The following is a 13,729-nucleotide window of genomic DNA, read 5'->3' as shown; positions in this document are numbered from 1 at the left end:
GCGCCGCGGGGAAGGCGCCCGCCGGGGCGGGCCGCGACGTCAGCCCACCGTGACGACCGGTTCCCCCGAACCGTCGACGTCACCGTTCTCCTCGGCGATGCGCATGGCCTCCTCGATGAGGGTCTCGACGATCTGCGCCTCAGGCACGGTCTTGATGACCTCACCCTTGACGAAGATCTGCCCCTTGCCGTTGCCGGAGGCGACGCCGAGGTCCGCCTCGCGCGCCTCACCGGGGCCGTTGACGACACACCCCATGACGGCCACCCGAAGCGGCACCTCCATGCCCTCCAGGCCCGCGGTGACCTCGTCGGCGAGCTTGTAGACGTCGACCTGCGCACGGCCGCACGACGGGCACGAGACGATCTCGAGTTTGCGCGGGCGCAGGTTGAGCGACTGCAGGATCTGCGTGCCGACCTTGATCTCCTCGACCGGCGGCGCCGACAGCGAGACCCGGATCGTGTCGCCGATGCCCTGCCGCAGCAGCGCGCCGAACGCCACGGCGGACTTGATCGTGCCCTGGAACGCCGGTCCGGCCTCGGTGACGCCGAGGTGCAGCGGGTAGTCGCACTGTTCGGCGAGGATCTCGTAGGCGCGCACCATCACGACCGGGTCGTTGTGCTTGACCGAGATCTTCAGGTCGTGGAAGTCGTGCTCGGCGAACAGCGACGCCTCCCACAGCGCGGACTCGGCGAGCGCCTCCGGCGTGGCCTTGCCGTGCTTCTCCAACAGCCGCTTGTCGAGCGAGCCGGCGTTGACGCCGATGCGGATCGGCGTGCCGTGGTCCTTCGCGGCGCGGGCGATCTCCTTGACCTGGTCGTCGAACTTACGGATGTTGCCCGGGTTCACGCGTACACCCGCACAACCGGCCTCGATCGCAGCGAAGACGTACTTCGGCTGGAAGTGGATGTCGGCGATCACCGGGATCTTCGACTTCTGCGCGATCGCGGGCAGCGCCTCGGCGTCGTCGGCGCTCGGGCACGCCACGCGCACGATGTCGCAGCCCGAGGCGGTCAGCTCGGCGATCTGCTGCAGCGTGGAGTTGATGTCCGCGGTGTTCGTCGTGGTCATCGACTGCACCGAGATCGGGTGGTCACTGCCGACGCCGACGGGTCCGACCTGCAGTTGCCGGGTCTTACGCCGTTCGGCCAGTACGGGGGGTGGTGTGCCGGGCAGACCAAGGTCGACGGTCATCGATTCCTCTGCAAAGTCGGCGAACGCGTTCGCTCCCACGATACTCGCGCGCGAATCGGCCACGCGCCGCCGATGACGACAATGACCATCGTCACGGCGTCGAGCTTCGTGTGGTCCCCGCCCGGCCGTAACCTCTGCCGCGGGGCACACCATGACGCCGTGCCCCGCCGGTTCGCGGCCCGCCCGGCACGCGAACCCGGCGGGCCGCGTGCAGTCGGCCCGCGCGCGCCCGCGCCGGTTCATCCCGCCTCGGCAACCCCAACCGAGCGACCATGATCACGGGAAGATCAGTGGCGCCTTCCCGTCGGCCCGGCCACCGGCCCTCACGGACACGCCCACGCGTGGCCGTGCTCGTGCCCCGAAGGTCATCTTCGGGGCACAGGCGACGATGCGCCCGGACGGACCTATTCGGTGATGCGGATCGGGTTGACCACGTCGGCGGTGATGGTCAGCAGCACGAACGCACCGCCGATGACGACGATGACCATCGTCACGGCGTTGAGCTTCGTGTAGTCCACCGGCCCGGCCGCCGCCTTGCCACGGAGTTTGCGCAGCCAGTCGCGGACACGCTCGTACCAGGTCACCGCGATGTGACCGCCGTCGAGCGGCAGCAACGGCAGCAGGTTGAAGATGCCGACGAAGAAGTTGAGGCTGGCCAGCAGGAAGAAGAACAGCTCCCACAGGCCTTCCTGAGCGGCCTCGCCGCCGATGCGGCTGGCCCCGACGACGCTGATCGGCGTGTTCGGGTCCCGTTCCGCGCCGAAGATCGACTCGACGACCGCCGGCACGCGCTCGGGCAGCTGGAGCAGCCGGTTCCACGTCTCGACCACGAGGTCGCCCGTGAACGCCGCCGTGCCGCCGACCGCGCCCGCGGCGCCGTACTCCCAGCGGTTGGTGAACGTCACGCCGATCGACCCGATGTCGACGAGCCGGGTGGCCTCGGGATTCTCCGGGTCGGAGACCGGCCGTGTGACCTTCTCCACGTCGACGGTCAGCGGAATGACCTCGCCGCCACGCTCGACTCGGAAGTCGGCGGGGCCGGACAGGTTCTGTACCTCGGCCACGACGTCGTTGTAGGTGGGGGTCTCCTGCCCGTTCACGGAGACGATCACGTCGCCCTGCCGGATGCCGCCGTCGCGGGCGGGTGCGGGCGCTCCCGGCTCACAGGTCGGGTTCGTGTACTGCTGGTTGGTGCGCGCGTCCTGGACGCACGACGAGACCTGCGAGATCTCCGGCGTGCCGAACAGGTTCGGCAGGCCCATCGTGACCGCCATCAGGTACAGCACGACGAAGCCCAGCACGAAGTGGGTGAACGACCCGGCGGCCATGACGACGGTGCGCTTCCACGTCTTGAACCGGTACATCGCGCGTGGCCGCTCGTCGTCGGTGACCTCGTCGAGCGCGGTCATGCCGGCGATGTCGCAGAACCCGCCGAAGGGCAGCCACTTCAGGCCGTACTCGGTCTCGCCGCGGCGGAACGAGAACACCGTCGGGCCGAAGCCGACGAAGTAGCGCCGGACCTTCATCCCGAACGACTTGGCGGCGATCATGTGGCCCGCCTCGTGCAACGCCACCGAGATGCAGATGCCGAGCGCGAAGAGCACGACCCCCAGGATGTAGACGAGCACCCGCTACTTTCCTCCGTTACCGATCATCGGTCCCCCGACCTCGCGGGCACGCGCACGTGCCCACTCCTCTGCGGCGAAGACGTCGTCGACGCCCGCGGGTTCGCGGCGCCATTCGTCGGCTGCGGCGACCACCGCACTCACAGTGTCCACGATGGACGTGAAACCGGCGTTGCCGGCCAGGAAGGCTCCCACCAGTTCCTCGTTGGCGGCGTTGAACACGGCCGGCAGGCAGCCGCCCGCGGCACCGGCCTCGCGGGCCAGCTCCACCGCGGGGAACGCCTCGCCGTCCAGCGGCTCGAACGTCCACTGCGCAGCGGTGTCCCACCTGCAGGGACTGGCCGCGCCGGGCACCCGGTCCGGCCAGTGCAGCGCCAGCGCGATGGGCAGGCGCATGTCGGGCGGGCTGGCCTGGGCGATCGTCGAACCGTCGGTGAACGTGACCATCGAGTGCACGATCGACTGCGGGTGCACCGTCACGTCGATGCGCTCGCACGGGATGTCGAACAGCAGGTGCGCCTCGATCAGTTCGAGCCCCTTGTTGACGAGCGTCGCCGAGTTGATCGTGATGAGCGGGCCCATCGCCCACGTGGGATGCGCCATGGCGTCGTCGACCGTGACGTCGGCCATCTCCGCCCTGCTGCGCCCGCGGAACGGGCCGCCGGACGCGGTGAGCACGAGCCGGTCGACCTCGTCGGCCCGCCCGCTGCGCAGGGCCTGCGCGAGTGCCGAGTGCTCGGAGTCGACGGGCACGAGCTGCCCGGGGGCGGCGGCACCGAGCACGAGCGGACCGCCCGCGATCAGTGACTCCTTGTTGGCCAGCGCCAGCGAGGCGCCCGTGTCGATGGCGGCGAGCGTCGGCCGCAGCCCCTGCGAGCCGGGCAGACCGTTGAGCACGACGTCGACCCGCTCGGCGTCGATGAGCTCGGTCACGGCGTCGGCGCCCGCGAAGATCCGCGGCAGCGCGAACTCGCCGCGGGCGTAACCGCGCCGCTGCGCCTCGGCGTACAGCGCGAGCTGCAGATCTTCGACGGACGTGGCCCGCGTGATCGCCACCGAGTTCACGCCGTGTTCGATGGCCTGCGCGGCCAGCACCTTCGGATCGGAGCCGCCCGCGGCGATGCCGGCCACCCGGAACAGCTGCGGATTGCGCCCGGCGATGTCGAGTGCCTGGGTGCCGATCGACCCGGTGGAACCGAGGACGAGGACGCTGCGTGGGTAGGTCACGTGGCCATTCTCTCGGACTCCTGACCGCGGCGTGACGGCAGGCATGTGGGATCATGCCTGACGAGCACGAGTCCGAGCACGTGAGGAGCGAACGTGGCTGGCAACGCGGTCGAGAAGCGCACCGACAACGAGGTGAGTTACTCGAACGGGGTCGACCCCCACGAGGAGCCGTCCGCCGAGTGGGGCTGGCACGGCGGGTTCCCCAAGGCCACGCAGGGCGCCGGCTGGTTCACCGTGTTCGCGCTGCTGATCATGCTGATCGGCAACCACGAGAACAACACCGAGAACGTCTGGCTGGTCGGCACGGCCATCGCCATCGCTCTCGGTCTGGTCTACGACCTCAAGCGCCGCCGCACGGCCTGGCGCCGGAACTGAGCAGGACCCCGCGGCCGGCATGACGCACCCGGAGTGACGTCGGCCGGCGACCACTCCTCCTCATCGGCGCACCCTCATGGACGCGCCGCCGCGCGGCTGCGTCCGCGCGCGTGTCCCGCGTTGTCACCGTCGTCGTTGTCACCGTCGTGTCGGGTCCTGTCGCTGCGCTCGACGGATCACGCACGAGGCCACGTGCGAGTCGTCGGCTCCCCCGGATCGCGGAACCGATCAGCGGACACGGCACGCGAGCGATGCGGGCGGTCTCGTCCGAGCGGCGAGACCAGCTCTGCCCTCGCCACGTGGCGTCGGGGCGGCACTCGACCGACAATGACCGGGTGAGGTCGTCGGACCACCTGACTCGTACGGAGGCGGCGGGACATGGCGAACAAGCGCTCGGACGGCAAGCCCACGATCGACGCGGTGACGGCCGCGCGTAGGCGGAGGCCGGCGACATGACCACCACTCAAGAGCAGACCCCGCTCACCGACCTGGCCCACGAGCTGCTCGGCACCGCACGCGAGCACGATTCCCGGCGCGCTGCCCGGACCATCGCCTCCGGCCCGTCCCAGCGGGCAACGGTCATCGCGCTGGCCGAGGGCGCGCAACTGGGCAAGCACGACGCACCACCGGCCGCGACGCTGCAGGTCCTCGTCGGCCGCGCCCGGTTGCACACCGCCGACCGCGAATGGTCCGTCGAGGCCGGCGACCTCCTGCCGGTGCCGCCCGAACGGCACAGCCTGGACGCCCTCACCGACACCGTCGTGCTGCTGACCGTCGCCCTGCGCTGACGACGCCGCCCCGCGCCGACAACACTGCGTGCACTGCACGGCGGTCACTGCGCCGCGCCGGCAACACTGCCCCGCGCCGACAAACACTGCGCTGCGCCGGCAACACTGCGCTGCGCTGAACAACACTGCCCTGCGGTCACAACGCTGCTTGCGCGGCGGTCACCACGCCGGGCAGCGAACGTCTGCCTGGGGTGAGGACGCCACACGGAAGAACGGCGCAGGGAGAGCACCGCGCTGCGTGGCTACATCGATGGCCTTCGCCGCGCAGGCCGGTCACTCCGTGCCGCCGAGCCGGGCGGCCAGTTCCGACCGGGAGCGGACTCCGAGCTTGCCGTACACGCGAGTGAGGTGGAACTGCACCGTCTTCGTCGACAGATACAGCTCGGCGGCCACCTCCCGGTTGGTCATGCCCTGCGCCACGAGCCGTGAGACGGCCTGTTCCTGCGGGGTCAGCTCACCGGGGTCCCGCTCGGTGCGCGGCGCGCGCACGCCGCCCGCCTTGGTCTCGCGGTCGCAGCGCTCGACGTAGGTCACCGCACCGAGCGCGGCGAACACCTCGCGGGCCGCCGTGAACGCCTCGTCGGCCTCCTTGCGTTTGCCCGCCCGCCGCAGCACCTGGCCGTGGACGAATTCGGTGCGGGCGCGGTCGTAGCGCAGGGGCAGTCCTTCGAGCAGTTCGAGGGCTTCGCCCAACGCGGTGCGCGCCGCGCCGAGGTCGCCGCGGGCGGCGGCGATCCTGCCGCGGGCAGCGCGCAGCCGGGCCCGCGCCGATGCGGGCCCGCGTTCCGCCGCACGCTGTTCGTGCGGGAGGAGGAACGTGTCGGCCTCGTCGACGCGGCCCGCGGCGACGAGCGCGTGCGCGTACATGTCGGCCCACGGCCAGCGGCCCGGTTCGTCGTCGACCGAACTGCGCGCCCACGGCTTCGTCAACGGCCGCAACGCCCGCAGCACGCCCGCGGGGTCGGCCTTCACCTCGGCCACCAGTGCGTGCGCCAGGTATGAGGGCACCTGCATGATCTCGTAATCGCGCGGCCCGGCGTCGACGCGCTGCATCATCGCCTCGACGGCATCCCATTCACCACGCAGCGCGTGCACGGCGACCGCCGACCAGTGCAGCAGCGGCCCGGTGACGGCGATACCGCTGCGGTCGAGCACGTCCTGCGCGGCGTGCACCGTGCGCAGCGCCTCGTCCCACTCACCGGTGAGGAACTGCGTCCGCGCCAGCCACCCGCGCGCCCACAACGACACGCGGGTCGACCCGCCCAGGACGGTCGTCGGGACGCCGAGTTCCAGGTCGGTTCGCGCGTCGTCGAGCGCGTCGCGGCCGAGCCCCAGCCAACCGCGTCCCATCACGATCCGCTGCCACTGCGCTCCCGAGGGCACGAGGTCGGCCAGCTCGGAGTAGGCCGCGGCCGCCTCGTCGCCCCGGCCGGTTCCCGCGAGGCCGAGACCTCGGATGGCCGCCGCCTCCACCGTGGTCGGATCGTGCTCGCCCGCCAAGGCGATCGCCCGGTCGGCCCAGGTCACGAGGTCCTCGGCGTGGCACCGGCACAGGCAGTGCAGCACGTATCGCTGGGCGATCACCGCGGCGACGCCCGGTTCGCGGTCGGAGTTGACGAGGCGCCACGCCCGGTCGAGCCGCGCCTGTGCCTCGGCCGGCCTGCCCCGCACGACGGCGAGATACCCCAGCACGGCGTTGCGCAGCGGGGTCTCCCGCAGCCCCTCGACCTCGGGGACGAGCGCGCCCGCTCCCAGGGCGTCCCCCGCCCCGATCAGCGCGTCGACGGCACGTGTCATACGGCGTTCGCGGACGAGTCGGTCCTCGGTGAGCCTGCCCGCGTCGCTCAGCAGGGACGCGGCGACACCCCACGCGCCTTCCTCGGCGTGGTCGGCGGCCAGCGCGTCGAGCCTGTCGGCGAGCGCCGCGTCGGGAACGGGCGTGGCCGCGACGAGCAACCGCGTCTGCTGCACCGGATCGTCGACGAGCTCGGCGGCCCGCGTGCGCAGCTCCGCTGCCGCCGCGTGCCCCAGCGTCGCCAGCACGGCCGCACGCACCATGGGGTCGGCGGGACCGAGCTCGGTGAGTCCGCGCGGCCCGGTGCGCACGAGACCACTGGCACAGGCCTCGTCGGCGACGTCGAGCAGGCCACCCGGGCCGTCGCCGAGCCCCGCCAGCAGCGCGACGTCACGGACCGCGGCGCCCTGTCCGAGCACCGCCGCGGCGTCGATGAGCCTGCGGGCCTCCGCGGAACAGCGCTCCCGAGCGGCGGCCACGCGCCGGACGACCGCGGCGGGTGCGGGCAGGTGCGGGTCGAAACGGCGCCACGTGTCCGCCGGCACCTCCGTGAGCAGCTCGACGACGTGCGCCGGGACGCCGGACGTGTGCCGGGCCAGCTGTTCGGCCATGGCCCGTGACAGCACGATGCCGTGAGCCGCGGCGAGATCGGCCACCTCGCGGACGTCGAGAGCGGGCAGGTGCACGACCGTCGTCGTCGCCTGGCGCAGCACGTCCCGGTCGGTGGTGCGCGTCGCGGCGACCACCAGCAGCCTCGCCGTCGAGTGGTACCGCACCGCGGAGACCAGTGCCCGCAGGGACTCCTCGTCGGCCCACTGCGCGTCGTCGACGAGCAGCAGCGTCGCGGGACCGTCCTCGCCGGGGTTCCCGCCTGCGATCGGGTCGTCACGTCCCGGCTCGCCGGCCACGGTTCCGGGACGCCGGGCATCACCGGCATCGGGGTCGGGGTCGGCGAGTGCTGCGATGCGGGCGGCCACGTCGGGAATGCCGGAAGGGCTGCCGAGGCCGCGGACGAGCTGGCCGGCGACGCCGAACGCGCGTTCCGTCTCCCACGACACGCCCGCAGCGCGGTGCACCGGTCCCGTGTGCCGGGCGGCGAGCGCCGCGAGCAGGGCCGTCTTGCCGGTACCCGCACCGCCGGTGACGACCGCGAATCCGGGTTCGGCCGCGGCGGCCCTGCCGAGAGCCCGTTCGAGGGTGCTCAGCGCGCGGTCCCTGCCGATCAGGGCTGCGGCCTCGTCGCTCACGCTCGCACTGTATCGCCCGGAAGGCCCGGCACCGGTTCGCCGATCCGGTGCTCCGCGCCGCCGTACGCCCCGCGACGCGGCGTCACGGGCCGCCGCTCCCCCGGCCACGGCACCATCGAACACAGCGCTGTGGGAGGCGGCGCCCCTGGACACAGCACCTCTGGATACGGCGCCGCTGGAAACAGCGCCCCTGGATACGGCGCCTCTGGACACGGAACCACCACCCGTCACGCCGGACCATCTCCGCAACGCTGCGAGGCCGCGGCCGGACCGCCGCGGCCTCGCAGGTCGCTGCGCCCTCAGACCGGCTCGGGCTGGCCCACCTGGGCCGTGGCCTCGTGCGCCGTCTCGTGGGCGGGACGGGGAACCAGCATCGTCACGAGCGCGGCGAGGAGAGCGATGCCGGCGAAGATGTAGAACGCCGCCATCCCACCGAGACCGGCACCGACGAGCAGACCACCGATGACCGGTCCGCCGATGCCGCCGAGCCTGCCGAATCCGGCGCACCACGCGACACCGGCGCCGCGGGCCCGCGTCGGGTAGTAGTTCGACACGAGGCCGTAGATGAGCACCTGGGTGCCGATCGTGCCGGTACCCGCCACGGCCACGGCCAGCAGGAGCACGACCAGCGGCAGGTCCAGTGGCAGCAGCGCCAGCGTGATCGCGGCCAGCACGAACGTCGTGCTGACGACGCGTTTCGCGCCCGTCCGGTCCGCCCACGCGGAGGCGAGCAGACCGCCGACGATCGCGCCGCCGTTGAGCACGAGCAGGAACGCCAGCGAGTAGCTCTCGCCGTAGCCGCTGGCACCCATGATCTCCGGCAGCCACGTGTTGAGCCCGTAGGTCAGCAGCAGTCCGGCGAAGCTCATCGTGCCGAGCAGCATGGTCGGCCACGCGAGTGCGCGGGTGGCCAGCGCGGGGAATCCGACCCGCCCACCGGTGGAGCCGGTCTCCGGGAGCAGCTGCATGCCGGTGCGATCGGCCACGGCTCGCGCCTGTTCGTGCCTGCCCCGCGACGCAAGCCACTGCGCCGATTCGGGCAGCTTCATCAGCGCGAGCGGCAGCACGGTGACGATCGGCACCGCGCCGATCCAGAACAGACCCCGCCAGCCGATGACGTCGGTCAGTGCCAGCGCCAGCAGGGAGGCGAGCACGCCGCCGGCGGGGATACCGCTGTAGACGATCGCGTTGAGGCGGTTGCGCTGGTGGGTCGGGGCGAACTCGGCGACGATCGCGCCGACGGTACCGACGAGTGCGCCCACGCCGATGCCCGTGAAGAACCGGCCGATGCCGAACAGCATGACGCTGGTCGTCATGGCGGTGAACGCCATGCCCAGTGAGAACCACGCGAGGTTGAGCAGCATGATCCGGCGGCGGCCGACGAGGTCGCCGAACGTGCCGGCGGCGAGAGCGCCGACCAGCACGCCGATGAGGGCGTAGCTGCCGAGCGCCCCGCCCTGCTGCGGGCTGATCGCGCCGAGATGGCTGGGGTCGTCGAGCAGGATGGGCAGGACCGTGCCGTACACGACCAGGTCGTAGCCGTCGAAGACCAGGGAGATCGCGGACAGGGCGACCACCCAGAAGACGGTGCGCCGGCGCTTCGTTGCGTCGGAGTCGGACATTCTGAGCTCCCGGGGAGAGGAAGGGGATGTCGATCACTGCGGTGCGCCGCGTGGCGCGACGCCGGGCCGCGTCGGCCCGCTGTGGCGGGCGTGAACGGCGGGAATACGGGTTCGGCTGCGGGTACGGCGGGGATCGCCCGGCCGGCCCAGTGACCCTTCCGCGGCGGAGGCCGTGCCGGCCGCCGCCGCGGAAGGTCAGCCCTGGTCGCCGCCTGCGACGGGCACGACGGTGCCGGTGACGTAGGCGGCCTCGTCCGAGGCGAGGAAGGCGATGACGGCGGCCTGTTCGTCGAGGGTGCCGTAGCGCTTCAACAGCGAGGAGTCGACGGTCTGGTCGATGTGGGCCTGGAACCAGGCCTTCTCCTGGTCGGTCTGCGGGGCGTCGCCGCCGCGAGGGATCCGGCGTGGCGGTGCCTCGGTGCCACCCGGCGCGGTGGCGACGACACGGATGCCGGCGTCGGCGTACTCCATGGCCAGCGACTCGGTGATCGCGTTGATCCCGCCCTTGGCCGCCGAGTACGGGATGCGGTGGATGCCGCGGCGGGCCACCGACGAGACGTTGACGACCGTTCCCCCACCCTGGCGCACCATCTCCGGCAGCGCGGCCCGGCACGACCACAGGGTCGTCATGAGCGAGCGGTTGATCTCGGCCTGGATCTGCTCGGCGGTGAACTCGGTGTAGGGCTTGAACCACATCGCGCCGCCGACGTTGTTGATCAGCACGTCGATGCGGCCGAACTTCTCCAGCGCCGCGGTGACCACCGACTGCGCGCCCTCGTAGGTTTCCAGGTCGGCGAGCACGGCGTGTGCCTGGCCGCCTGCCGTGACGAGGTCGTCGGCGACGCCGGTGACGAGGTCGGAACGGTCGGCCAGGACGACCTGTCCGCCTTCGGCGCCGATCCGCCTGGCCGCACGTTCGCCGATGCCCTGGGCGGAGCCCGTGACGACCACGACCTTGCCGTCGAACCGGCCGGGCGAGACGAACGCGGGCCGCTTGGCGTGCTGGGCGTCCTTCATGGCACGCCGGGTGGTGGCCTTCGACCGCGCGGCGTGCTCGGCGACGAGCGAGCGGGCGGCCTGCCGGTCGCCGGCCTCGAACGCCTCGACGATGTCGAGGTGGTCCTGTGTGCAGCGGGGATCGCACCACGTGGCGTCGCGCAGCACCTCGTCCATGTGGCCTTTGACGCCGAGGGCGCGGTAGGCCTGGAGCAGGTGGTCGTTGCCGGTCAGGGTGAACAGGTAGTCGTGGAAGGCCGCGTTGGTCTCGGTGTACGCGGCTGCGTCGACGAACCGGTCACCGTCCACGTAGGGCACGGTCGCCTCTGCCAGCAGCCGGAATCCGGACAGCTGCTGCGAGGTGAGCCTGCCGATGGTGAGTTCGACGGCGCCGAGTTCGAGTGCCTGCCGCGCGTCGAACACGGCGTCCGACTCGTGCACCGAGGGGTGCTCCTCGCCGATCTCGTAGCCGTCCGCCGTGGCCATGACCGGAGCCGCCGGCGCGGTGGTGGCGGTCGTGACGGCGGGGGCGGACGCGACGGCCACGGGCGCGGTGGACGCCGGTGCGGCGACGGGAGCGATCGTGTCGTCGGCCGGGTGCATCTCCTGCCCGGCGATGGCGCGGGCGGTGCCTGCGGGCAGGAGGTCCTCGCCGGGGTCGCGGTCGAACGGCTGCCCTCCGCCGCTCGGCCAGATGGGCTGACGGGCGATGGCACGCATGGTGTCGGCCTCGTCGGCTGCGGCCGGGGCCGTGGCGACGCCTGCTCCGACCGGTTCGGCGGTGGTGCCGGGGAAGGTGTCCTGACCCGCGATGCGGCGGCCCTCGCCGGCGCCGAGGTGGACGGCTTCGAGGAGTGGTTCCGGTTCGAGGGCGAGGACGGCGCTGTCCATGGTTGCCTCCGGTGCGGTCGGGTCGTGCCCGTCGCCGACGCCGGTGTCGCCGTCGGCGGTGTCAGTGGTCTCGGGCGCGGCTGCGACGGCGAACTTCTCGTAGTAGATGCCGGTGGGTTCGATGCCGCGTTCGGTGAAGTGGGTGCGAACGGCCTCGACCATGGGCGGCGGGCCGCACAGGTAGACGGCGACGTCGCCGCCGTAGAGGTGCTCGTCCCGGATCAGGCTCATGACGTAGCCCTTGTTGGGCGCGGTGCTCGCCGGGTCGGCGACGACATAGTCCCAGGTCAGTTGGGGCAGTTGGGCGGCGAGCTCGGCGATGGTGCCGAGTTCGACGACGTCGTCGTCGGTGCTGGCGCCGTAGATGAGGTGCACGGGACGCCTCGATCCGGTGGCGGCCATGGTGCGCAGGATGGACAGGATCGGTGCGAGGCCGGTGCCGCCTGCGAGCAGCAGGACGGGCCGGTCGGTTTCGCGGAGGAAGAAGCTGCCGTGGGGACCGGTGACGGTGAGCCGGTCACCGACAGCGGCGCGGTCGGTGAGGTAGTCCGACATGACGCCGCCGGGGGCGAGCTTCATCAGGAACGTCAGGGATTTCTCGTCGGGCCCGTTGCTGAACGAGTAGCTGCGGGTCTCGTCGGTGCCGGGCACGGCGATGTTGACGTACTGCCCGGGGAGGAAGGCGAGGTCGTCGCGCTGTGGGGTGTCGAGGGTGAGCGCGACGGTCGTGGGCGAGAGCCGGTCGAGGCCGGTGACGGTGGCTTCGAACGTGCCGGCCTGGGTTTTGGCGACCTCGGACGTGGTGGCGATGCGGAGGACGAGGTCGGACTTTGGGGTCATGCTGCAGGGCAGCACGTAGCCTTGCGCGGCTTCGCCGTCGGTGAGGGCGTCGTCGAGGTAGTCGCCGCCGTTGAAGTCGCCGGATTCGCAGAACGCTTTGCAGGTGCCGCAGGCGCCGTCACGACAGTCGAGCGGGATGTTGATCCGCTGCCGGTAGGAGGCGTCGGCGACGGTCTGGTCCGGCTCGCACGTGATGAAACGGGTGACACCGTCCTCGAAGGACAGCGCTACTTGGTGACTCACAACAGCTCCTAGGAAAAAAACTCGACCCGGCGCCCGATCAGCGCTGCCTGCCCTCTCGGAGGGTCGTCAAGCGATACGGCCGGAAACCACGTACACGGCAGGCGTCAGCGCGCCCGCAGCCCGCACAGCGGGACCCTCGCTCGCCCATTCGGGCGCGGCCCGTCTACGGACTGTCCACGCTCGCCCGCCGGCACCGCCGCGGGTTCTGAGCGTGTTTCTGGCGAGGACAGCTCCGACGTGGTGAATTGGACATTCATGAGGAGGTGATCCCGGAGCCAGAAACACGCTCAGGTTCCGCCACTGGCACCGTCAAGCAACGCAACCACGGACAATCATTAAATGTGGTAGATGTCGACGACGTGGTGGATGTAATCGTTCTTGAGGATGACCGTCTTGCGGCGGATGAGTGGTGATTCGCCGGAGAAGTCGATCGTGTAGAACGAGGTTCCGTAGTAGGGGTCCACGGTGTTGTAGCGGAAGTACATCGTGTGCCAGTTGAATCTGATGTCGACGAGGTCGCCGCGGCGTTCGATGACTTCGACGTTGCTGATGTTGTGGCTGGTGCGTGGTTCCGGAATGGAGGTCGCACTTGAGCGTTCGGTGCGAATGCGGAACACGCGGTCTTCGAGGCCACCCTTGTTGGGGTAGTAGATGAGCGACATTTCCCGCTGGGGGTTTTCGGTGAGTTTGTCGTTGTCGTCCCAGCAGGGCATCCAGTAGACGACGTCGTCGGCGTAGCATTCGAGCCATTTCTCGAATTCACGGTCGTCGAGATAGCGGGCTTCGCGGTAGAGGAATTGTTCGATGTCGTTCTGGGTGATGTGTTTGGTGCGCGCACCGACGTCGGCACTGTCGGTGGTGGTGTCGGTGGTGGCAGTCATGTCGGAAG

At 71.1% G+C, this 13,729-nt stretch carries 9 protein-coding genes; 2 read left to right on the top strand and 7 right to left on the bottom strand.

Features of this window, described 5'->3' with window-relative positions; genetic code table 11:
• Window positions 1-39: 39 nt before the first annotated feature.
• From ispG to dxr, 3 genes are all read right to left on the bottom strand, one after another.
• On the bottom strand, window positions 40-1,191 hold the full coding sequence (gene ispG, locus LY40_RS17035) for a flavodoxin-dependent (E)-4-hydroxy-3-methylbut-2-enyl-diphosphate synthase (RefSeq protein ID WP_183778360.1): 1,152 nt from the start codon (window positions 1,189-1,191) through the stop codon (window positions 40-42).
• Between the two features lie 404 nt (window positions 1,192-1,595).
• Window positions 1,596-2,819 (bottom strand): M50 family metallopeptidase, encoded by a 1,224-nt coding sequence (locus LY40_RS17030; protein ID WP_183778362.1) that lies wholly within the window; start codon window positions 2,817-2,819, stop codon window positions 1,596-1,598.
• A gap of 3 nt (window positions 2,820-2,822) precedes the next feature.
• Window positions 2,823-4,043, bottom strand: coding sequence for a 1-deoxy-D-xylulose-5-phosphate reductoisomerase (gene dxr, locus LY40_RS17025; protein ID WP_258937420.1), 1,221 nt, complete (start codon window positions 4,041-4,043; stop codon window positions 2,823-2,825).
• A 93-nt stretch (window positions 4,044-4,136) separates the two neighbouring features.
• Here dxr and LY40_RS17020 point away from each other — a divergent pair, with 93 nt between their 5' ends.
• Both LY40_RS17020 and LY40_RS17015 read left to right on the top strand, forming a co-directional pair.
• Window positions 4,137-4,418 carry a DUF2631 domain-containing protein gene (locus LY40_RS17020; RefSeq protein ID WP_183778366.1) on the top strand — a complete coding sequence of 94 codons (282 nt, stop codon included), beginning with the start codon at window positions 4,137-4,139 and terminating at the stop codon, window positions 4,416-4,418.
• Between the two features lie 452 nt (window positions 4,419-4,870).
• Window positions 4,871-5,206, top strand: coding sequence for a cupin domain-containing protein (locus tag LY40_RS17015; RefSeq protein ID WP_183778368.1), 336 nt, complete (start codon window positions 4,871-4,873; stop codon window positions 5,204-5,206).
• Between the two features lie 273 nt (window positions 5,207-5,479).
• On the opposite strand, the gene LY40_RS17010 is transcribed toward LY40_RS17015, so the two are convergent.
• The 4 genes from LY40_RS17010 to benB all read right to left on the bottom strand — a co-directional run bounded on the left by LY40_RS17010 (window position 5,480) and on the right by benB (window position 13,721).
• Entirely contained in the window at window positions 5,480-8,248 is a 2,769-nt protein-coding gene (locus LY40_RS17010) for a helix-turn-helix transcriptional regulator (RefSeq protein WP_258937419.1), read from the bottom strand.
• Window positions 8,249-8,547: 299 nt separating this feature from the next.
• Window positions 8,548-9,870, bottom strand: a complete 1,323-nt coding sequence (locus LY40_RS17005) for an MFS transporter (protein ID WP_183778372.1) — start codon at window positions 9,868-9,870, stop codon at window positions 8,548-8,550.
• A gap of 195 nt (window positions 9,871-10,065) precedes the next feature.
• On the bottom strand, window positions 10,066-12,840 hold the full coding sequence (gene benC / locus LY40_RS16995; protein WP_308216673.1) for a benzoate 1,2-dioxygenase electron transfer component BenC: 2,775 nt from the start codon (window positions 12,838-12,840) through the stop codon (window positions 10,066-10,068).
• A 335-nt stretch (window positions 12,841-13,175) separates the two neighbouring features.
• Window positions 13,176-13,721: a benzoate 1,2-dioxygenase small subunit gene (gene benB, locus LY40_RS16990; protein ID WP_258937418.1), complete on the bottom strand. Its 546-nt coding sequence runs from the start codon at window positions 13,719-13,721 to the stop codon at window positions 13,176-13,178.
• Window positions 13,722-13,729 lie beyond the last annotated feature (8 nt).

Source organism: Prauserella salsuginis, from assembly GCF_024648885.1.
Taxonomy (GTDB): domain Bacteria; phylum Actinomycetota; class Actinomycetes; order Mycobacteriales; family Pseudonocardiaceae; genus Prauserella; species Prauserella salsuginis.
The sequence above is the reverse complement of the archived record's forward strand: the minus strand, read 5'-3'. Positions and strand labels throughout refer to the sequence as shown.

What these genes read in the sequence shown, in the direction of transcription:
- LY40_RS17005 (WP_183778372.1), bottom strand. Translation starts at nt 9,870, where the DNA reads ATGTCCGACTCCGACGCAACGAAGCGCCGGCGCACCGTCTTCTGGGTG.
- ispG (WP_183778360.1), bottom strand. Translation starts at nt 1,191, where the DNA reads ATGACCGTCGACCTTGGTCTGCCCGGCACACCACCCCCCGTACTGGCC.
- benB (WP_258937418.1), bottom strand. Translation starts at nt 13,721, where the DNA reads ATGACTGCCACCACCGACACCACCACCGACAGTGCCGACGTCGGTGCG.
- LY40_RS17015 (WP_183778368.1), top strand. Translation starts at nt 4,871, where the DNA reads ATGACCACCACTCAAGAGCAGACCCCGCTCACCGACCTGGCCCACGAG.